Origin of the sequence: uncultured Azohydromonas sp., assembly GCF_937926365.1 — a bacterium.
Classification (GTDB): domain Bacteria; phylum Pseudomonadota; class Gammaproteobacteria; order Burkholderiales; family Burkholderiaceae_C; genus Azohydromonas.
Map to the genome: position 1 here is coordinate 1 of NZ_CALAOH010000053.1, position 20,536 is coordinate 20,536.

Here is a 20,536-nt window from a genome sequence, read left to right on the forward strand (position 1 = left end):
GCCACGGAGCCGGCCTGCACGGCCAGGCGGCCCAGGGGGGCGGTGCGCGGCGTGGCGCTCGCGGGCCGGCGCGGCGCCTCGGACGCCGCCGGCCGGGCCGCGGCGGCCAGGGATGCGGGAGGCGTGACGGCGTTCATGGCGGCGTCACAACGAGGGTTTGGCGGCGGCCTGCGCGCCGGCGAAGTCCAGCACGCGGCCCTTGTTGGCCGCGGCGTAGGCGCTGGCGGCGTCCTTCTGCAGGAAGGCGCTGAGCTGGCCCTTGGCATCGACGGCGAACCAGGTGTTGGGCGCCAGCAGCTTGATGCGGTGGATCAGGTCGTGCACGTACACGGCGCGCGGCTTCTTGCCGGCCTGCTGCAGCTTCTGCAGGTCGGCGAAGGCGTTCTCGATGCTGGCGTAGTGGCGCACCTTGGGTTCGCCCTGCACCCAGATGCCGGCGGCGCGCTGCACGTCGGTGATGGGTTTGCCCGTGATGGCATCGTTGGCCTTGAGCGGCACCTTGTCGTGCCGCGCCAGCCGCGCGTCGTAATCCAGGCCCGACTGCTTGAAGGCGGTGCGGATGAAACGATCGTCCACGAAGCCGGTGGCCTCCAGCGGCGAGTCGCGGCCCAGGAGCTTCAGCGTCTCGATGGAGGTCTTGAGCGCGGCGCGGTACTCGGGCTTCCAGGTGAAGTCGCGCGTCTGCAGCCCCAGCGGGCCGTGGTAGAGGTAGGACACGGCGGCCTCGATGCCCGTGACCTTCTCGATCAGCTCGCTGTACTTCTCGGGCTCGGCGGCGATGAGCCGGTCCGCCTCGATGGCCGCGCGCAGGAACGCGACCACGACTTCCGGGTACTTGCGCGCGTACTCCGCGCTGACCAGCGAGCCGTGGTACGTGGGCGCATTGGCCTGGGCGCCGTCGAAGATCTTGCGCGCGAAGCCGCGGTGCTCGAACAGCTCGGCGAAGGGCACGAAGTCGGCATGCGCCTCGATCTTGCCGGCCTGCAGCGCCGGGCCGGCCACCTCGGGCGCCTGCGTGATGATGTTGACGTCCTTCTGCGGGTCCCAGCCCTGGCTGGCCACGGCGCGCAGCAGCATGCCGTGCGCGGTGGAGGCGAAGGGCACGGAGATGGTCCGGCCCTTGAGCTCGGACAGCGCCGTCACCTTCGAGTCGCGCGGCACCACGATGCCGTTGCCGCTGCCCAGCGTGCTGCCCGACAGCACGGTGATGAACAGGCTCTGCTTGCCGGCCTTCAGGAACGCGGCGCCGTTGTTGGCGCCGGGGAAGTCGGCCATGGAGCCGATGTCCAGCTTGTCGGCCACCATCTCGTTGGTCAGCGGCGCACCCGAGGTGAAGTTCTTCCACTGGACGTCGTACTGCACGTCCTTGTAGCGGCCCTCGCGCGGCAGGTATTTCTCCAGCAGCTTGAGCTCGCGGATGAGCAGGCCGCCGGTGGCGCAGTTGATGGTAGTGTCCTGCGTGCCGATGGCGACGCGGATCGTTTCGGCGGCCTGGGCGCCGGCCAGCGCCGACGCCAGGGCCAGGCCCAGCAGGGGTTTGAGGATCGGTTTCAAGGCGGTCTCCCTCGGGTTATCGCAGCAGGTACGGGATGTCAACGTGCACGGCGCCGGTGGGGCAGTCCTTCTCGCACGGCATGCAGTACCAGCATTCGTCGAACTTCATGTAGGCCGTGCCCTTGCTCAGGTCGATGGCCAGCACGTCGAGCGGGCACACGTCCACGCAGACGGTGCAGCCCTTGTGGGCGATGCACTTGTCGGCATCGACCGTCACGGGCACGGCCGCGGGGTGCAGCGCAATGGGGGCGATTTGCATGAAAGGTCTCCTGGCTCAGGCCACCACGGCCTCGGCGGCCGGGATGCGCAGGCGGTGGTAGGCGTTCTTCTCGGTGTCGGCGATGGGCACGATGTAGGGCTCGATGGGCCGCTTGAAGCTGGCCATGCGGCCCTGCTCGTCCTTGCGCAGCTGGGCGTGGCAGAACCACTCGGCGTCGTTGCGCTCGGGGTAGTCCACGCGGGCGTGGTAGAGGCCCCAGCGGCTCTCGGTGCGGAAGAGGGAGGCGCGCGCCGCCATCTCGGCGCAGTCGCGGATGGCGTGCACCTCCAGCGCGCGCATGAGTTCATGGGCATCGTTGGCCTTGAGCTCGTCGAGGTCGTGGCGGATGCCCTCGAAGCGCTCCAGGCCGATCTCCATCTTGCGCGTGACCTTGGGCGGCTGCAGGTAGTCGTTGACCATGCGCCGAAGCTTGTATTCGACCTGGTTGGGCGGCAGCCCGCGCTCGCGCTGCAGCGGCGCCCACACGCGCTGGCGCTCGCGCTCCACCTGGCCGGCATCGACGGCGGCGAAGTCGTGCTGCGCGCAGAAGCGCGCGCTGCTCTCGCCCGCGAGGCGCCCGTACACGAAGGCGCCCAGCATGTAGTTGTGCGGCACGCAGGCCATGTCACCCGCGGCGTGCAGGCCCGGCACCGTGGTCTGGGCGTGCTCGTCGACCCACACGCCCGAGGCCGAGTGCCCGCTGCACAGGCCGATCTCGGAGATGTGCATCTCCACCATGCGCTCGCGGTAGTCGGTGCCGCGCCCGGCGTGGAAGCGCCCGCGGCTGGGGCGCTCGTTGGTGTGCAGGATGGTCTCGATGGTCGAGATCGTCTCCTCGGCCAGGTGGTCGAGCTTGAGGAACACCGGGCCCTTGCCGCCCTGCAGCTCCTGGAAGAACTCCCACATCATCTGGCCGCTCCAGTAGTCGCTCTCGATGAAGCGCTGGCCTTCCGCGTTGGTGGTGAAGCCGCCGAAGGGGCCGGTGACGTAGGCGCAGGCCGGGCCGTTGTAGTCCTTGATCAGCGGGTTGATCTGGAAACATTCGATGCCCGAGAGCTCCGCGCCGGCGTGGTAGGCCATGGAATAGCCGTCGCCGGCGTTGGCCGGGTTCTCGTAGGTGCCGAAGAGGTAGCCCGAGGCCGGCAGCCCCAGGCGCCCGGCCGCGCCGCAGCACAACACCACCGAGCGGGCGCGGATGACGTGGAAGTCGGCCGTGCGGCAGTCGAAGGCCATGGCGCCGGCGATGCGGCCGTCCTCGGCCGTGAGCAGCCGCGTTGCGACCAGGCGGTTCGTCACCTCCACGCGCGTGCGCTTGAGCTGGCGGTACAGCACCTTCTTGATGTCATGCCCTTCGGGCATGGGCAGCACGTAGGTGCCCATGTGGTGCACTTTCTTGACCGCGTAGTCGCCGGTCTCGTCGCGCTCGAAGCGCACGCCCCAGCGGTCCAGTTCCTCGATCATCGGGAAGCTGTTCTGCGCATAGGCCATCACCGTCTTCTGGTTGACGATGCCGTCGTTGGCGATGGTGATCTCGCGCACGTACTGCTCGGGCGTGGCGTGGCCGGGGATGACGGCGTTGTTGAGGCCGTCCATGCCCATCGAGATCGCGCCGCTGCGCTTGACGTTGGCCTTTTCCAGCAGCAGCACGCGCAGCGCGGGGTTGGCCTGCTTGGCCTTGACGGCGGCCATCGGCCCGGCGGTGCCGCCGCCGATCACCAGCACGTCCACTTCGGTTTCGATCGTTTCCATGGTTCCTTTCCTTGGGTGTCAGCGTCGTTGCAGCCGCATGCGGTACTGGAAGGTGTCCGAGCGGCAGTAGAGGTGTTCGTAGTCGATGGGCCGGCCTTCGCGGTCGTGCGTGAGGCGCTCGATGTGCAGCATCGGCGCGCCCGGCGGCAGGCCCAGCAGCGCGGCCGTGGCGGCATCGGCGCCCACGGCGTCCAGCGCCAGGTCGGCGTGGCCCAGCGGCGTGGCGCAGTCGTTTTCCAGGATCAGGAAGATGTCGCGCGAGGCCAGGTCGTCGCTGCGCAGGCGCCGGCCCAGGTGCAGAGGCAACCAGGTGAGATCGAGCGACACGGGCTGGTGGTCCAGGTAGCGCACGCGGCGCACCTCGGTCACGGGCGTGCCCAGGTCCAGCTGCAGCCGGTCGGCCACGCGCTCGTCGGCCGCCACGGTCAACAGCGACAGCAGCCGGTTGAAGGTCTCGTGCCCCATCCCGTTCATGGCCTCGGCGAAGCCCTGCAGCCGGCCCAGTTCCTGGAAAGGCTTGCTTTGCGCGACGAAGGAACCCTTGCCCGGCACCTTGAAGATCAGCCGCGCCTTCTCCAGGTCGCCCAGCGCCTGGCGCACGGTGATGCGGCTCACGCCGTACTGCGCCATCAGGCTGCTCTCCGAAGGCAGCCGCTCGTGCGGCTGCCAGGCGCCGCACAGGATGCGCTCGCGCAGCTCCTCGCGGATGCGGCTGTGCAGCGTGGGCTGCTGCACGGCGGGCGCGGCGGTTGCGAAGCGGACGGGACTTGTCATGACAGGTTGGGAGCAGCGGGGCATTTCGCGTTGAGTGCTGCGGACTCTAGAAGCCGGTGCCGCGATCGCCAACGAATGAAATCCGTGGTGCATAGCCGCTGGCGGCATATGCGCTTCGCGGCGCTTGAGTACGTTGAGAGAGCAACGTATAGGCAAAAAGCGGGTGGGCACAAAAGAAAGCGGCCCGCCGTAGGGCGGGCCGTGGGAAATGGGGCAGTGCGCGCCGCGTCCTCAGCGCTGCACGCCCCAGCGGCGCACGGTGACGCGCTCCAGCGTCGCGAACACCAGGTTTTCGATCACCAGCCCGATGACGATCACGCAGGCCAGGCCGGCGAAGACGCGGTCGGTGTAGAGCTCGTTGCGGTTCTGGAACACGTACCAGCCCAGGCCGCCCTGGCCCGAGGTGGCGCCGAAGACCAGCTCGGCCGCGATGAGCGTGCGCCAGGCGAAGGCCCAGGCGATGCGCAGGCCCGAGAGAATGGCCGGCAGCGCCGCCGGGATCAGGATGTGCAGCACCAGCCGCAACCCGCTGAGGCCGTAGTTGCGCCCGGCCATGCGCAGCACTTCGGGCACGTTCTGGAAGCCCGCGTGCGCGGCCAGCGCCAGCGGCCACAGCACGGCGTGCACCAGCACGAACAGCAGGCTCTGCGAGCCCAGGCCGAACCACAGCAGCGCCAGCGGCAGCAGCGCGATGGCCGGCAGCGGGTTGAACATCGCGGTGAGCGTGGACAGCAGGTCGCGGCCCAGCCGCGTGGTGGCCGCCAGCGCCGTGAGCGCGAAGGCCGCGGCGATGCCCAGCACGTAGCCCCGCAGCAGCAGGCCCAGCGAGATGCCGGCCTTCTCCAGCAGCTCGCCGCTGGCCACGCCTTCGGCAAAGGCGATGGCGGTGGCGCTGAAGGTGGGCAGCAACAGATCGTTGTCGGTCCAGCGCGCCAGCGCCTCCCACAGCAGCGCCAGCGCCGCCAGGATCGCGCCGCGCCGCAGCACCACGTTCTCGCGCAGGCGCTGCGCCAGCGGCAGCGCGCGCTCCACGGGCGCCGCGGTGTAGGGCTCCAGCGCGTACTCGGCTTCAGGCAGCACCGGGGCGTTGGCCGCCGCGGGGTGGATGAAGGACGGGTCCGCGGCGGAGGCGGACACGTCACCGTGGCGGTCGGGACGGGGAAGGGACGTGAAGACTGCGCTCATGCCGCTGCTGCCTCGGGTTGTGCCGTCTCATCGAACAGCAGGTGGTGGATGCGCTGCGCCTGCGCCTGGAAGTCCGGGCTGCCGACGCTGTCGAGGTCGAAGGGGTGCGCGTGCAACTCGGCGCGCACGCGCCCGGGGTGCGGTGACAGCAGCACGATGCGGTGCCCCACCACCAGCGCCTCCTCGATGGAGTGGGTGACGAACACCAGCGAGCAGCGCACCTGCGCCCACAGCGCCAGCAGTTCCTGCTGCATGCGCCGGCGCGTGAGCGCGTCCAGCGCGGCGAAGGGCTCGTCCATGAGCAGGATGCGCGGCTGCATCGCCAGCGCGCGGGCGATGGCCACGCGCTGCTTCATGCCGCCGGAGAGCATGTGCGGATGCGCGTCGGCGAAGCCCGCCAGCCCCACCTGCTCCAGCACGCGCAGCGCGCGGCGCTCGGCCTCGGCGCGGCTGGCGCGGCCGGAGGCCAGCAGCGGGAACATCACGTTGTGCTTGACCGTCTTCCAGGGCGGGAGCTGGTCGAACTCCTGGAACACCATCACGCGGTCCGGCCCCGGCGCCGTCACCGGGGCGCCGCCGAGGGTGATGCGGCCTTCCACCGGCGCGAGGAAGCCGCCGATGGCCTTGAGCAGCGAGGACTTGCCGCAGCCCGAGGGGCCCAGCAGCACCAGGCGCTCGCCGGCGTGGAGGTCGAAGCTGACGCGGTGCGTGGCGCGCACCACGCGCGCACCGGCCACGTACTCCAGGCTCACGCCGGCGACCTGCAGCAGGGGCGTCGTCGGTTGCATGCTTTACTTCCTTTGCAGCTTCAGTTCGCGCCCGCGTTGTGCGGGTCGTCGAAGAAGTAGTCGCGCGCCGAGGCGGGCTTGTTCTTGATGGCGCCCACGCGGTGCATGAACTCGGCCAGCGCGTAGGTGTTCTGCGGCGTGAGCTTGAACTGCACGTCCGGGCTCTTGATGATGTCCAGCACCAGCTTGCGGTCGATCTTGCTCTTGTTCACGCGCAGGAACAGGTCCGTCGCGGCCTCGGGGTTGGCGTGGATCCACTGCGCGGCCTCGGCCAGCGCGGCGGTGAAGGCGCGGTAGGTCTTGGGGTTCTCGCGGCGGAACTTCTCCGTGGCGTAGAGCACCGTGGCCGAGGACGGGCCGCCGAGCACGTCGTAGCTCTTGAGCACGACCTTGGCGGCGGGGTTGGCGGCCAGTTCCTGCTCCTGGAAGGGCGGATTGGCGAAGTGCGCCGTGATCTCGGTGCCGCCCTTGCTGATGGCGGCGGTGGCCTCGGGGTGCGGCAGCGCGACGCTGATCTTGTCGAGCTTGGCGTGCTGCGCCTCGCCCCAGAGCCTGGACGAGGCCAGCTGCAGGATGCGCGACTGCACCGACACGCCCACGGCCGGCAGCGCGATGCGGTCCTTGTCGCCGAAGTCGGCGATGGTCTTGACCGCCGGGTTGGTGCTCACCAGGTAGTACGGGAAGTTGCCCAGCGAGGCCACGCCGCGCACGTTCTGCTTGCCCAGCGTGCGGTCCCAGAGCGTGAGCAGCGGGCCCACGCCGGCGCCGGCGATGTCGATGGAGCCCGAAAGCAGCGCGTCGTTCATGGCGCTGCCGCCGGAAAGCGTCACCTGCGACACGGCGATGTCCAGGCCCTGGGCCTTGCCGTGCTTCTCGATGAGCTTCTGGTCCTTGGCGACGTCCAGCAGCAGGTAGACGATGCCGAACTGGTCGGCGATGCGGATCTGGCCTTCGGCCCGCGCGCCGGCGGCGCCCAGGGCGAGCAGGCCGCCCAGGCCCAGGACGGCCAGGCGGTGGAGGAGGGGCTTCTTCTTCATGACGGGGTCGATGGCGGGTGGCCGGGGCGTGCGTGAGGTGCGCGGGAAAGGCGTGAAAGTTGCGCTGGCATCAGAACGGCACATCGCCCTCGATGGTGGTGCGGTACAGGCGCCGGCGCTGCGTCGCGGGGCAGCCGGTGGCCAGGTGCACCACGGAACGGTTGTCCCAGAACACCAGGTCGCCCGCGCGCCAGCGGTGGCGGTAGACGAATTCGGGCTGCGTGCTGTGCTGGAACAGCGCGTCGAGCAGCGCGCGGCTTTCGTCCTCGGGCAGGTCGATCACGCGGGTCGTGAAGTGCTCGCTGACGAAGAGCGCGGGGCGGCCGCTTTCCGGGTGCGTGCGCACGATGGGGTGCGTGGTCGGCGGCACCTCGGCGATCTGCTCGGGCGTGAGGTTCGGGCGCCAGGGGCTGCGCTGCTGCAGCTCGGCGTAGCGCGTCAGGTACCAGTGCTCGGCCTTGCGGCCGGCGACGGCGCGCTTGAGTTCCTCGGGCAGCGTCTCGTAGGCCAGGTGCTGGTTGGCGAAGAGCGTGTCGCCGCCCTCGGCGGGCAGCTCCTGCGCGTGCAGGAAGGAGCCCAGGCTGGGACGTTCCTTGTAGGACAGGTCGGAATGCCAGAAATGGCCCGCGTCGCCCAGGCCGATGGGCCGGCCGTCCTCGACGATGTTGGACACCACCAGCACTTCCGGGTGCGAGGGCAACGCGAACTGCTTGAGCACGTGGCGTTGCAGCGGGCCGAAGCGCGCGCTCAGCGCCACCTGCTGGTCCGGCGTGAGCGCGTGCTGGTCGCGGAAGACCAGCACGTGGTAGTCGAGGTGCGCGCGGTGCAGCCGCTGGAATCCGGCGTCGGACAGCGGCTGCGACAGGTCCAGCCCCAGCACTTCGGCGCCCAGGGGACCGGGCAGGGGGCGAACTTCGAATTCGTTGTGCAAGGACATGTTCTGGATCAAGGTGCTTCAGTGCGATGCAGTCTAGGGAGCACCTTGCGTACACGGAACGAAGCAGAACGAATGTGCTTCGTCGTTTTGCTCAGCAGGCCGGGTAGGCCGGCGGCAGCGCGTCGAAGCGGCGCGCTCGCTGTGCGCCGTCCCGCGGTGGTTGCCCAGGCAACGGGTAGGCCGTTTCGCCTGTGGACAACCGGGCCTGAAATACAACATACACGTAGCAGCTGGAAGCTCAAGGAACCCCGGACTCCGTGTGCGCGCTCCGGCCCATGCCAGGAAGGTTGAGGGCAAGTCAGGAACAGGAAGGGGGAGGGCCACGGCCTGTACGAATGGCCGGGCCGTGGCCGTCAGTGCTGGGAATCCGTGGTTTCGGCGGCTACGTGTATGTTGTAAATAGCGGGTTGGCGTCGTTGCTGCCACGCTTCTCCCCTGCCGGTGGGCCCTGGGCTCCCTCCATTTGGGGTTGCGACGCCACCCGAGAGTGCGGTGTGGCTTCGCGCGGTCCGAGGGAGCACTCTCTGACCCGGTGACGCATGGGTGGGGGAGACATCGTTGTGTGCGCCGGTTCGGCAGGCCCTGGGACCTGACCGTTTATCGGAACGCATGCCTGACGGGCCGCGGCCGGCCAAGGCCGTGGCGGCGTCCAAGACCTGCTTCCCCTCCCGTTCGCGCAGAGCCGATGCATCGTTGCTGACGCATCGACCATTTCGTCGGTCACCTGGCTGGGGCCAGCGTTAGGAGGGATATCTCATGAGTGTGATCGCTGTCATCGGGCTTGGTTACGTGGGCCTGCCGCTGGCGGTGGAGTTCGGCAAGCACGCCCGCACCATCGGCTACGACATCGCCACCGACAAGGTGGCCGCCTGCCAGCGCGGCACCGACCCGTCGCGCGAGCTGCCCGACGAGGAGATGGCCGCGGCCCGGCACTGCGTCTACACGAGCGACCCCGCGCTGCTGGCCGAGGCCGACGTCATCATCATTGCCGTGCCCACGCCAGTGGATGCGGCCAAGATCCCCGACTTCGGCCCGCTGCTGGGTGCCAGCGCCAGCGCCGGCAAATACATGAAGCGCGGCGCCACCGTGGTGTACGAGTCCACCGTGTACCCCGGCGCCACCGAGGAGGTGTGCATCCCGGTGCTGGAGCGCGAATCGGGCATGAAGTGGAAGCAGGACTTCTTCGTCGGCTACAGCCCCGAGCGCATCAACCCCGGCGACCGCGAGCACACGCTGACCAAGATCCTCAAGGTCGTCTCCGGCGACACGCCCGAGACGCTGGAGCGCGTGGCGCAGGTGTATGAGCGCATCGTCGAGCCCGGCGTGCACCGCGCCAGCTCCATCAAGGCCGCCGAGGCCGCCAAGGTGATCGAGAACACCCAGCGCGACCTCAACATCGCGCTGATGAACGAGCTGGCCATCATCTTCGACAAGATCGGCATCGACACCACCGAGGTGCTCGAAGCCGCCGGCACGAAGTGGAACTTCCTGAAGTTCAAGCCCGGCCTGGTGGGCGGGCACTGCATCGGCGTGGACCCGTACTACCTCACGCACAAGGCCGACATGCTGGGCTACCACCCGCAGGTGATCCTGGCCGGGCGGCGCATCAATGACGGCATGGGCAAGTTCATTGCGGAGCAGACGATCAAGAACATGATCGCCGCGGGCAGCTACATCAAGGGCGCGCGCGTGAACGTGCTGGGCCTGACCTTCAAGGAGAACTGCGCCGACCTGCGCAACTCCAAGGTGGTGGACATCATCCACGAGCTGCAGAGCTATGGCGTGGAGGTGTTCGTGAGCGATCCCTGGGCCGACTGCGACGAGGCCCTGCACGAGACCGGCATCCGGCTGCTGAAGTGGAACGACCTGCCGCGCGCCGACGCCATCGTGGCGGCGGTGGCGCACCGCGAGTTCGCCCAACTGCAGGTGGAAGACCTGGGGCGCAAGCTGGTGCGCGGCGGCGTGTTCATCGACGTCAAGGCCGCCTTCGACGCCCAGGCCATCGAGGCCTCCGGCTACCGCCTCTGGCGGCTCTGAGCTCCGCGGGCCGGCACGGGCGTCCCGCCAGCACACCTCTCTCCCTCCCTCCAGTGCTGCCGATCGCCCGGCCAAATGCCGGTCCGCGGATTTTTTTGCGGCGGCCTACGCAGCCGCCGCCCGCGGTGCGCACAGGAGCATCCGCCTGAAGTCCACCGCCGCCGCCACCCGCGCCGGCGCCTGTACCGGGCCCATGTGTCCCAGACCCTCCAGCCGCTGCAGCGTGGCCCGCGGGCAAATCTGCACCAGCAGCTCCGCGATGCGCTGCGTCGGCGCCGGCGAGCGATTCCCGCACAGCAGCCGCACCGGCATCGCCAGCCGGCGCCAGGCGTGCACCGGCACCGCATCCGCGAACAGCGCCCCGAACTCCGCCATGACCTTGGGCATGGCCTGCGCGATGCCCGCGCGCCGCCGCCCGTTGCACGCCTCCCAGGCGCCGGCACCGCTCCAGTAGTCCACGAAACGCTCCGCCGCCTCGCGCAGCCGCTGCTCGCGCACCAGCGCGCCCACCGCGTGGCCCAGCGCCATCGCCTCGGCCCGCAGCGCCCGCGTCCCGGGCGCCTGCAGCACGCCGAAGCGCACCGGCTCGTAAAGGGTGAGACTGCGCACCCGCTGCGGCCAGCGCAGCGCCAGCTCCAGCGCCACCGCACCGCCGTAGGAATGGCCCAGCAGGTGCACGCCGCCGGGCTCGCGCTCCAGCAGCGGCGCCAGCCGCTGCGCCTCGTCCGCCAGTTCGAGGGACGCCGCCGGGCTCCAGCCGCTGCCGTCCTCGTAGCCGATCAGCTCGGGGGCCACCAGCTCCACCGCGCCGGGCAGGAATTCCCGCCAGGGCTCCCACTGGCGCGCGCCGCTGGCGCTGCTGTGCAGCGCGATCACGCGGGCGTGCCCGGTGTGCGGGCCGCGGGACGGCGGGGTGGCTGGGGACGGCATGTGACAACTCCTTCAGGCGCCGCGGCCCGGTGGCCGCCGTGCTGCCACCTCGGTTGCGCCCGCGCGCCCGGAAGTTCATGTCGCACCGTGTTGCCACGGCGGAGCCCGATCCGCCGCACCATCGCGCCCATGTGCCGGATGACTTGTCTCCTCGTTTCAGTCCTGTGGCTGGTGCCGTCCGCCCGCGCGGCCGAGCCCTTGGCCCTGTCCGTGCTCGACGCCGCCGGGACCCCGCGCTCCGCGGTGGTGGACGGCAACGCCGTGCGGCTGCAAGCCCAGCTCGACCGCCCGGCGCGGCGCGCCACGGAGGTCTCCTTCACCCTGGACGACGGGCGGCTGCTGGGCAGCTGCACCGTGCCGCGCGCGGCGCGCGCCTGCAGCAGCTCGGAGGTGAGCACGCTGGGCTGGTACTGGGCCGGGGGCGACGACGCGCGCCCGCGCCGCGAGCTGCGGGCCCAGGCGGCGGCGCCGGGTTGGCGCGCGCGCCGCGAGCTGGCCGTGGCGCCGCGACCGGTGGTGTTCGTGCACGGCTTCATGTCCGACCACCACACCTGGGATGCCTACACCGCGCCGGGCGGCTTCCTGGCGCAGGCCGGGCTGCAGGGCTTCGCCGTGGGCGACGGGCGCGCCGAAGGGGCACTGGACACCGGCGCCCTGGCGCGGCTGCGCAGCCCCACCAAGACGCTGCCCGAGAACGCCGCGGCGCTGCAGCGCTACATCGAGGGCGTCAAGCGCCGCACCGGCGCGCGGCAGGTGGACCTCGTCGCGCACAGCATGGGCGGCCTGGTGGCGCGCTACTACGTGGCGCGGCTGATGCGCGAGCGCGACGTGGCGCAGCTGCTCACCCTGGGCTCACCCCACGGCGGCTCGGAATGCTCGGGCCTGGCCTCGGCGCTGGGCGTGCTCACGCCGGCGGCGCTGGAGCTGCGCCCGGCCTTCGTGCGCCAGATCTTCAACCGCGGCGTCACGCGCCGGCACGGCGTGCCTTTTCACCTGCTCGCCGGCGATCCCATCGCCGACGGCTTCCGCGCGCCCTGCAGCGGCGTGCCCAGCGACAGCGTGGTCAGCGTGGACAGCGCCTCCGCGATTCCCGGCCGCGTGCAGCGGCTGCCGGTGCTGCACACCGACATGACGGCCTCGGCCGAGGTGTTCCAGCGCTTCGTGCTGCCGCTGCTGCGCCACGGCGCGGGCGAGGCCGAGGAGGACGCGCGCCGCGTCCCGGACGACACCGGCGACGCGGCGGCGCAGTTCACGCAGGTGGTGGGCGGCCGGGTGGAGGCAGGCGCGACGGTGGAGATCGAAGTGCAGCTCGACGACGTGGCGGTGGCGGGCTTCGCGCTCTTCGACCCCAGCCGCGCGTTGGAGGTGACGGTGCGCGGCGCCAGTGGTCGCGTCATCAACCTCACGCCGCAGGAGCACGGCCTGATGCGGGTGGAGGACCCGTCCTCGCTGCTGACGCTGGGCTACGGCTTCGACCGTCCGCGTCCCGGCCCCTGGCGCGTGTCGCTGCGCGCGCCGCGCGAGGCGACCGACTACGCGCTCCTGGCCCGCGTCGCGGGCGGCGCGGTGCTGCGCTCCAGCGCCAGCCCGCTCACGGCGGCGCGCGGCCAGCCGGTGCGGCTGACGGCGGCGCTGGAGCATCCGCAGCGCGTGCCCGAGGGCGTGGCGATGCGCGCCGTGGTGCACCGTCCCGACGGCAGCACCGAGACGCTGGAGATGCCGGGCGAGGGCGCTGCGCGCAGCGTGCAGTGGCGCCCCACACAGCCGGGGTTGCACGGCATCGACATCGCCGCCAGTGGCCAGGCCGGCGCGCTGCGCATCGAGCGCATGGGCTTCCTGGCGGTGGAAGTGCGGCCCTGACCGGCAGGTGCCCAAGCAGGCGCGGCCGAAGTTGTAGAGCATCCCGACTCGCGGCTGCAGTTTCCAAAAATGTTTTTCCAGGATCGAACCCGCCTGCCCACGACTTTTTCAGGCTGCAGCAACCGAACCATTCAAACCAATTTGATCAAGGCGTCGGCTGCGGTTTGTCCTTATCCAGCCGGCTTTTCAAGGGACATACCTTTCTTTTCAGCGACACACACACCAGAAAACAAGAAGCGGTAATGTGAGCACATGCGTCTTGAGTAACCTAACACATCACCAAGGATACATGCCTGTATCGGTACTCTCTGAGTTCATGGAATTGATGTAACAACCGGGTAGGGCACTCTACTTTCACGCCGCCCCAGATCGGCAATATTTCACGAATCACCAAGAGGACCATAACAAGTCATTTCTGAATATTCAGCAATCGTCGCTCCATTTATTGGCATGCGTTTTCTGAAATAAGATGAATTCCATGCGATGCGCATGGCGCGCCACGCGCAAGGCATTGCGGCGCTTTCATTTTTCGGCCGGCAAGATGTGCGAGGCCGCTGCGGCCGAGCCCGGAAGACCCGAATCCGCACTGGCGAGCCGCCGTGTCGAAATCAGGGGAAATCCGGATTCCGTAGCGCCAACGCAAAATTTCGGCTCAACTGGGCAAGCTTTTTCACCCACGCCCGCGAAATACTCCAATGAATTGACCGTGTCAGTAACAACCTTAGAAACAGGTTGAACACTGGACAATTTTTCACGCACCGTTACGCTGCATTCTCAGGACATGCAAGAGGAGGCAGCATGAACCTCAAGGCGACGGCCTATTCGACGGCCTATTTCCTGGCAGCCGCAGCGCTGCTGCACGCCAGCCCGGCGGCCTTGGCCGCAAATTCGGGTGATTCACCACCGGTATCCGCCAATCTGGCCCGACCGACCTATACGGTGCACGAATTGGGGTCCGTGGAAGACGGCATGAGCGACGCGCGCAGCGTCAGCAGCAACGGCAAGGCGGCCGGGTATGTGACATTCAATATCGACGGCAGTTTCAGGCCGGCGCTGTTTGAATTGGGCAAACTACCCGTTCCGATATATACCGACGGGCCCGGCAAGGCCACCGGCGTGAACGCCGCCGGCGAGGTGGTGGGCTGGTACATGCAGGGCGCGGCCACGCAGGCCTTCCGCTGGAAGGGCAACAGGCTCACGCCGCTGCCCACGCTGGGGGGCAGCAGCTATGCCGCGGCGATCAACGACCGCGCCGAGATCGTGGGCTGGTCCGAGGTCTCGCCCGGCGTGGTGCATGCCGCCTACTTCTACGCCGGCAAGGTGGTGGACCTCGGCACCTGGGGCGGGGTGAGCGCGCAGGCCACGGGCATCAACGAGAACGGCGACATCGTGGGCTTCCGCGAGGTGATGCGCGATGGCGTGCTGGTACGCCAGGGCGTGCGCGTGCTGCGCGGCCAGGCGGCGCAGCTGCTGCGCCCGCCCGCGGGCTTCGACGCGCTGGTGCCGCAGTCCATCAACAAGAACGGCGACGTCGCCGGCTACCTGCACAAGGCCGGCGGGCTGAGCTTCGAGACCCAGGCCTTCACGCTGGTGGGCACGCAGCTCAAGCGGCTGCGCAGCGATGCCTGCTGCAACGGCTCGCCGAGCTCGGCCGCCGCCATCAACAACGCGCGCCAGACCGTGGGCCACAAGTTCGACGCCGGGGGCGACCCGCGCCAGCGCGGCCGCCTGTGGCGCAACGCGCAGCCCGTCGCGCTGGACGTGCTGCCCGAGGCCGCCACGGCGGGCTGGTACGCGCTGGGCGAGACCACGGCCATCAACAACCGCGGCGTCATCGTCGGGGTGGGGCAGACCGGGGCGCGCAACGTGCGGGCTTACATGCTGGTGCCCAAGCCCTGAAACCCGCCGCGCGCCGGCCGTCAAGCCGGCGCGCGGCCATCCTTCGTTCAATACCCGTAGCTGCGCTCGAGGCGGTCCAGTTCCCCGCTCTCGCGGGCGCGGCGCAGCTCCTCCTTCACTTCCGCGCGGGTTTTGCCCGTGCCCGCCTGCGGCGCGGCCGACGCCTCGGCGCTGCGCCCCTGGGCACCGGCCGCGGCGCCGGAGCGGTTGTCCCACCAGCCGCTGTAGTCGTGGCGCATGGGGTCATCAAGTTGGCCTGAGTCGCGCGCGCGAGCCGCCTCGGCCTTCACCTCCTCGCGCGTGAGCGGCCGATCCTGAGCCAGGACCGCCGTGGATGCCAGCAGGAGCGCCAGCGTGGATATCGGGAGCCGGTACTTCATCAACGTCTCCTCGCCGGCCGCCACCGGCCAGCCGCCCGCACTGTAGGAGCCGGCCCAATCAAGCGCCGGCAGCAGGGGTTCGCCGCCGCGTCGGCTGACACGCCCTCGTCACGCCGCCGCCCTACAACCTCAGCAGGCGTACGGCAGGCACGCCAGCAACCCGAAGTTGCTCCAGGCAACCAATTCAGAGGTCCACTTTCAGCGTCACCCGCAACGTGCGCGGCTCGGCCGGGTGCACGTGGCGGGCCGGCGCCACGTCCGCCTCGCCGCGCGGCCGCGACTCGTAGAAGTACTCGATGTCGTTGACACGGCGGTTGAGCAGGTTGAACACGTCCAGCGTCACCTCGGCGTCGCGGCCCAGCCGGCGCGCCACGCGCAAGTTGGTGGTGAGCGAGGAGCGCGAACGCTGGCTGTCGTCCTCCACCAGCGCGGCCGAGCCCAGGTAGCGCCACTGCAGGCTGGCCGACCAGGGGCCGAGCTCGCGCAGCGTGAGCGCCACCGAGCCGACCCGGTCCACGGCGTTGGGGACGCGGTCGCCGGCGGGGTCCGCATCGGCGAAGCGCGCATGGGACCAGGCCAGGTCCGCGTCCACCAGCAGCCACGGTGCCGGAATCCAGCGGTTGTTCCACTCCACGCCACGGCGGCGGCTGGGCCGGTTGGGCTCGGTGGCGCCGGCGTCGCCCACGTAGACCAGCTCCGAGTCGAAGTCCAGCTTCCACAGCGCCAGCGAGCTCTGCAGGCCCGGCAGCCACTCGGTGCGCACGCCGATCTCCTGCCCGCGCGCGGCCACGAGGCCGGGCACGCGGTCCACCGGCTGCCCGCTGCGCGGGTCCACCGCGGCGGTGGTGCCGCGCGCATCGTTGCTATGGAAACCACGGCCGGCGTTGAGGAACAGCTCCGTCCTGCTCCACGGTCCCAGGATCAGCGAGAACTTGGGCGAGAACAGGTGGGCCGAGGCGCGGCCCGAGTTGGCGGCGTTGGAGAGGCTGTCCACCTCGAAGCGCGCGTGGTCGCCACGCAGGCCCACGATCGTGCGCGCCCACGACGCCAGCTCCACCGAGGTCTGGCCGTAGAGCCCCGCCTGGGTCTCACGCACGCGGTCCTCGCGCGTGGTGCGCACGGCCTGCCGTGCCACCGTGTCGAACAGGCCCACGCGGATGCGGTCATGGCGCAACTGCAGCCCGAACTCCGTGCGCGCGGGCAGGCCCGCGAGCGCGTGGTCGAAGGCGTGGCTTGCGTTGAAGCCATACACCTGCCGCCGGTCCCGCTGCGCGAACTGGTCGCCCTCGGCATCGGGCCGGCCGTCCAGCGCTTCCGGCAGGTCGTAGGTGAAGTCGGAGAAGAGCCTGAGCCGGTAGTCGATGGCGTAGGCCGACACGCGCGTGGCCGAGCCGTCGTCGCCGCGGCGGTGCCACTCGCCGGAGGCGCTGCTGCGCCGCGTGCTGCCGCCATCGGTGGGGTTGAGCGAGTCGAAGCGGCCGAGCCGGCCGCTGTCGATGAGCGGCTGCGGCACCTGGTCGGTCGAGGTCCAGTGCGCGTCGTAGTGCATCAGGCTGGCGCTGAAGCCCTGCGCCCGGCTGCCGCCGCTGAGCGTGAGCACGCCGTTGAGCTTGTGGAGGTCCTCCGGCACGGTCCACGGCCCGTCGTTGCGCTGCAGCTCCAGCGCGCCCAGCAACGACAGCTCGGGCGCCACCTCGGTGGAGCCGGCCGTGACCAGCCGCCGGTAGCCACGCTGGCCCAGCGTCAGCGCGGCAACGGGACGCTCCAGCGTGTTGCGGTAGGCGATGTCGGCCGAGCCCGCGGCTGAGAAGTTGCCGTTGCGCGCGAAATAGGGGCCCTTGCGGTACTCGACGCGGTCCACCAGCTCCGGCAGGAGGAAGTTCAGGTCCGCGTAGCCCTGGCCGTGGGCGTGCGTGGGCATGTTCACCGGCAGCCCGTTGACGCTGGTGGCGAAGTCGGTGCCGTGGTCCAGGTTGAAGCCGCGCAGGAAGTACTGGTTCGCCTTCCCGTCGCCGGAGTGCTGCGTGACGATCACCCCGGGCACGAACTCCAGCACCTCGCCCGGACGCAGCGCCGGGCGGCTCTTGAGCAGCTCGGCGCGGATGACGCCCTGCGACGCCGCGTCGCTGGTGCCCACGGCGTTGTCGTAGTGCCGCCCGGTGACGTCCACGCGCTGCACCGCGTCTTCGGCCGTCTCGGGTGCGTCATGGGCGTGGACCGTCGCGGCCGCAACGCACGAGACGGCGGCCAGGGCGACGGCGTGGAAGGCAAGGCAGGGCGAGGAAGGGCAGCGGCTCATGGCGGCGGCGGAGTCTGAAGAGGTTGATGGAGTAGCGGTACGCGGCCACGGCCCGATTGGATGCAGGCAGGGGATGCAGGCGGATTGTCAGGCCTGGCAGGGCCGCGCCCGACCGTGAATCGGCAGCGAGCCGCCATCGATGCCTGCCCCGGCACCCGGGCTTCGGGCGGCGCGCCCGGTCACTCAGCGCTGGCCTGCCGCGCGCTCATCAGCTCGATGAACCGGCGCGCCGCCGGCCCCGGCGGCTTGTCCTTGGCCCAGACCACGTCCACCCAGAGCTTCAGGGCGTTGGTGAAGTTCTGTGCCGGGATCTCCACCAGCTGGCCCGCGGCCAGTGCGGCATGCACGAAGCCTTGCGGCAGCCAGGCCCAGCCCAGCCCCGCGATCACCATCTGCAGTGCCGCGACGGGGTTGTCGGTGCGCCACTGGTGGCGCGAGATGGCGATGCGCTTGTCCACGTCCTCGGAATGGCGGCCGGCCACGATGACCTGGCGCTCGGACAGCAGCTGCTCGTCGCGCACGCCCTGGCGCCCCGCCCGCGCCAGCAGCGGGTGCGCCGGCGAAACCACCGCGATCAGCGTTTCTCGCGCCACCTCCTGGAACTCCTCGCGCGCGTCCATGCCGAGGCGTTCGAACACCAGCGCGAGCTGGGCGCGCCCGTCCTGCACCATGCCCAGCGCATCGGCCTGCGGCGCGGCCAGCACCTCGACTTCCAGCAGCGGGACTTCCACGGACAACGTCGCGAGCGCCTGGCTCCACGGCGCCGCGGCCAGCAACTCGGGCACCACGACCAGCGTCAGCCGCGTTTCCAGCCCCTGGCTCAGGGACAGGGCGTGCGTGTCGAGCTTGCGCAGTTGCTCCATCAACAGCCGCGCCTGCGGCAGCAGCGCCAGGGCATGCGGCGTCGGCCTGGGCTCGCGCCCGCCGCGGTCGAACAGCAGCAAGCCCAGCTCGGCTTCCAGGTTCCCGATGGTCATGCTGACGGCGGACGGCACTCGGCCCAGGTGCCGTGCGGCCGCGGAAAACGAGCCACGCTCCATCGCCGCCAGGAACACCGTCAGATTGTCGAAGTTGAACACCACCTGTCAGCGGAACTGAAAATATCTGACTTCTTATATCACCAGGCCAGAAATAAAGTTCCGCATCTTTTGAAGTTCCATGGAGTGTGCAAAGTGGCTTGGTGGTTGATCGTGGTGGCGGGGCTGTTCGAGGTGGGTTGGGCCATCGGCCTGAAATACACGGAGGGCTTCACGCGCCTCTGGCCGACGCTGGGCACGGTGGGCTCGATGGTGGCGAGCGTCGTGCTGCTGGGCCTGGCGATGAAGCAGTTGCCCGTCGGGACGGCCTACGCGGTCTGGACCGGCATCGGGGCGGTGGGCACCGCCGTGCTGGGCATCGTGCTGTTCGGCGAGTCGGCAGCGGCCGGACGGCTGGTGTGCCTGGCGCTGATCTCCGCGGGCATCGTCGGGCTGAAGTTCGTGACGCCGCATTGATGAATGCGACAACAGCTTCGAGCCGGGAGTGAAGGCTCACCGCCCGGTTTGGATGGCGGGCAGTTGCAGGGTCAACCGCAGCGCGATGCCTTGTCAGCCCGGATGCTGAGGCGGGGCGCCAGGCATGGCGGACTTCGCGCTGCGGTGGAGATTCGGGCTGGAAGCCCGCCTTGAACCCTGCGCGCCTTCAAACACTCGGCTTACCGGGTACGCAGTTTGCAGATGTGGCTCTATCCCGTCGTGTTCCCTGGCGAGGGTTTCGCCCGGGAACGCAGACAGCGGGACCTCAAATGGAACAGGAGATCTTCATGAGCATTCAGAACCCGGCTGACAAGGACAAATCCCACCCGGTTGCCACGGGCACCGGTGCTGTAGTGGGTGGCGCGGCTGGCGGCATTGCCGGCGGCGCTGCCGCGGGCGCCGCGGTTGGCGGCATGACGGGCCCGGTCGGCGCGGCGGTAGGCGCCGTTGCGGGCGCAGTGGTCGGCGCCCTGGCTGGAAAGGGCATCGCGAACGCCGTCGATCCGGCCGTCGAAGACCAGTACTGGCGCGACAACTATTCGAGCCGTCCGTATGTGAGCGGCGGAAGCTACGACGACTACGGCCCCGCGTACCGCTATGGCGTGGATGCCTACACGCGCTACCCCAACCGCTCTTTCGACGACGTCGAGTCCGACCTGGGCCGGGACTGGAACACCCAGCGCGGCAGCTCAAGCCTGGAGTGGGAACGCGCCAAGCACGCCTCGCGCGACGCATGGCACCGCGTGAGCAACGCGGCCGAGCGCGCCATCCCGGGTGACTCGGACCGCGACGGCCGGTAAAAGAGGGTCAGGCGCGAGCTCCCGCGCCTGCCATCGATGATTGGAGAGCCACCGTGGTCAGCAAGAACACCGTTTGCCTCTGGTACGACGGCACCGCCGTTGAAGCGGCCCGGTTCTATGCCGCAACCTTCCCGGACAGCTCGGTGGGCGCGATCCATCGCGCCCCCGGCGACTTTCCCTCCGGCAAGGAGGGCGACGTGCTGCTGGTCGAGTTCACCGTGATGGGCATTCCCTGCATCGGCCTCAACGGCGGCCCGGCCTTCAAGCACAACGAGGCCTTTTCGTTCCAGGTGGCAACCGACGACCAGGCCGAAACCGATCGCCTGTGGAACACGATCGTCGGCAACGGCGGCCAGGAGAGCGCCTGCGGCTGGTGCAAGGACAAGTGGGGCCTGTCGTGGCAGATCACGCCACGCGCCCTCACGGACGCCATCGCCGATCCGGACCGCGCCGCGGCCAAGCGCGCCTTCGACGCGATGATGCAGATGACCAAGATCGACATCGCCGCCATCGAGGCGGCCCGGCGCGGCTGAG

The 20,536-nt window shown here is 69.8% G+C and carries 19 protein-coding genes; 7 read left to right on the forward strand and 12 right to left on the reverse strand.

The features are described from left to right. Positions 1-144: 144 nt before the first annotated feature. From Q0741_RS05325 to Q0741_RS05360, 8 genes are all read right to left on the reverse strand, one after another. Positions 145-1,545, reverse strand: coding sequence for an ABC transporter substrate-binding protein (locus tag Q0741_RS05325; RefSeq protein ID WP_298232227.1), 1,401 nt, complete (start codon positions 1,543-1,545; stop codon positions 145-147). A gap of 25 nt (positions 1,546-1,570) precedes the next feature. Further along, positions 1,571-1,813 (reverse strand): ferredoxin family protein, encoded by a 243-nt coding sequence (locus Q0741_RS05330; RefSeq protein ID WP_298232155.1) that lies wholly within the window; start codon positions 1,811-1,813, stop codon positions 1,571-1,573. Positions 1,814-1,828: 15 nt separating this feature from the next. Then, positions 1,829-3,562: a fumarate reductase/succinate dehydrogenase flavoprotein subunit gene (locus Q0741_RS05335; RefSeq protein ID WP_298232156.1), complete on the reverse strand. Its 1,734-nt coding sequence runs from the start codon at positions 3,560-3,562 to the stop codon at positions 1,829-1,831. A gap of 18 nt (positions 3,563-3,580) precedes the next feature. Continuing rightward, entirely contained in the window at positions 3,581-4,336 is a 756-nt protein-coding gene (locus Q0741_RS05340; protein WP_298232157.1) for a GntR family transcriptional regulator, read from the reverse strand. 231 nt (positions 4,337-4,567) lie between these two features. After that, on the reverse strand, positions 4,568-5,521 hold the full coding sequence (locus tag Q0741_RS05345) for an ABC transporter permease (RefSeq protein WP_298232158.1): 954 nt from the start codon (positions 5,519-5,521) through the stop codon (positions 4,568-4,570). Continuing rightward, positions 5,518-6,309 carry an ABC transporter ATP-binding protein gene (locus Q0741_RS05350; RefSeq protein ID WP_298232159.1) on the reverse strand — a complete coding sequence of 264 codons (792 nt, stop codon included), beginning with the start codon at positions 6,307-6,309 and terminating at the stop codon, positions 5,518-5,520. The genes Q0741_RS05345 and Q0741_RS05350 overlap by 4 nt, the downstream gene beginning before the upstream one ends. 20 nt (positions 6,310-6,329) lie before the next feature. Further along, positions 6,330-7,346: an ABC transporter substrate-binding protein gene (locus tag Q0741_RS05355; RefSeq protein ID WP_298232160.1), complete on the reverse strand. Its 1,017-nt coding sequence runs from the start codon at positions 7,344-7,346 to the stop codon at positions 6,330-6,332. A gap of 70 nt (positions 7,347-7,416) precedes the next feature. Continuing rightward, positions 7,417-8,283: a TauD/TfdA family dioxygenase gene (locus Q0741_RS05360; RefSeq protein WP_298232161.1), complete on the reverse strand. Its 867-nt coding sequence runs from the start codon at positions 8,281-8,283 to the stop codon at positions 7,417-7,419. A gap of 756 nt (positions 8,284-9,039) precedes the next feature. Between Q0741_RS05360 and Q0741_RS05365 the strand changes: the two genes are divergently transcribed. Then, on the forward strand, positions 9,040-10,320 hold the full coding sequence (locus Q0741_RS05365; protein ID WP_298232162.1) for a nucleotide sugar dehydrogenase: 1,281 nt from the start codon (positions 9,040-9,042) through the stop codon (positions 10,318-10,320). Between the two features lie 105 nt (positions 10,321-10,425). On the opposite strand, the gene Q0741_RS05370 is transcribed toward Q0741_RS05365, so the two are convergent. Then, entirely contained in the window at positions 10,426-11,250 is an 825-nt protein-coding gene (locus Q0741_RS05370) for an alpha/beta hydrolase (RefSeq protein WP_298232163.1), read from the reverse strand. A gap of 138 nt (positions 11,251-11,388) precedes the next feature. Here Q0741_RS05370 and Q0741_RS05375 point away from each other — a divergent pair, with 138 nt between their 5' ends. From Q0741_RS05375 to Q0741_RS05385, 3 genes are all read left to right on the forward strand, one after another. Beyond that, the gene (locus tag Q0741_RS05375) at positions 11,389-13,110 is read left to right on the forward strand and encodes an alpha/beta fold hydrolase (protein WP_298232164.1); all 1,722 of its coding nucleotides are present in this window, start codon (positions 11,389-11,391) and stop codon (positions 13,108-13,110) included. 469 nt (positions 13,111-13,579) lie between these two features. Next, a complete protein-coding gene (locus tag Q0741_RS05380) occupies positions 13,580-13,846 on the forward strand; it encodes a hypothetical protein (protein WP_298232165.1) in 267 nt (88 codons plus the stop codon). 62 nt (positions 13,847-13,908) lie between these two features. Further along, complete coding sequence (locus Q0741_RS05385) at positions 13,909-15,009, forward strand: hypothetical protein (protein ID WP_298232166.1); 1,101 nt, start codon at positions 13,909-13,911, stop codon at positions 15,007-15,009. Positions 15,010-15,056: 47 nt separating this feature from the next. Here the strand turns inward: Q0741_RS05385 and Q0741_RS05390 are convergent, their stop codons facing one another. The 3 genes from Q0741_RS05390 to Q0741_RS05400 form a co-directional block, all read right to left on the reverse strand. Further along, positions 15,057-15,389 (reverse strand): DUF4148 domain-containing protein, encoded by a 333-nt coding sequence (locus Q0741_RS05390; protein WP_298232167.1) that lies wholly within the window; start codon positions 15,387-15,389, stop codon positions 15,057-15,059. Positions 15,390-15,573: 184 nt separating this feature from the next. Beyond that, a complete protein-coding gene (locus Q0741_RS05395; RefSeq protein ID WP_298232168.1) occupies positions 15,574-17,688 on the reverse strand; it encodes a TonB-dependent receptor in 2,115 nt (704 codons plus the stop codon). A 179-nt stretch (positions 17,689-17,867) separates the two neighbouring features. Then, positions 17,868-18,767, reverse strand: a complete 900-nt coding sequence (locus Q0741_RS05400; protein WP_367184070.1) for a LysR family transcriptional regulator — start codon at positions 18,765-18,767, stop codon at positions 17,868-17,870. Between the two features lie 93 nt (positions 18,768-18,860). Between Q0741_RS05400 and sugE the strand changes: the two genes are divergently transcribed. From sugE to Q0741_RS05415, 3 genes are all read left to right on the forward strand, one after another. Continuing rightward, positions 18,861-19,181 carry a quaternary ammonium compound efflux SMR transporter SugE gene (gene sugE, locus Q0741_RS05405; protein ID WP_298232170.1) on the forward strand — a complete coding sequence of 107 codons (321 nt, stop codon included), beginning with the start codon at positions 18,861-18,863 and terminating at the stop codon, positions 19,179-19,181. A gap of 308 nt (positions 19,182-19,489) precedes the next feature. Further along, entirely contained in the window at positions 19,490-20,002 is a 513-nt protein-coding gene (locus tag Q0741_RS05410) for a hypothetical protein (protein ID WP_298232171.1), read from the forward strand. 53 nt (positions 20,003-20,055) lie between these two features. After that, positions 20,056-20,535 (forward strand): VOC family protein, encoded by a 480-nt coding sequence (locus tag Q0741_RS05415; RefSeq protein ID WP_298232172.1) that lies wholly within the window; start codon positions 20,056-20,058, stop codon positions 20,533-20,535. The last annotated feature ends 1 nt before the right edge of the window (position 20,536 follow it).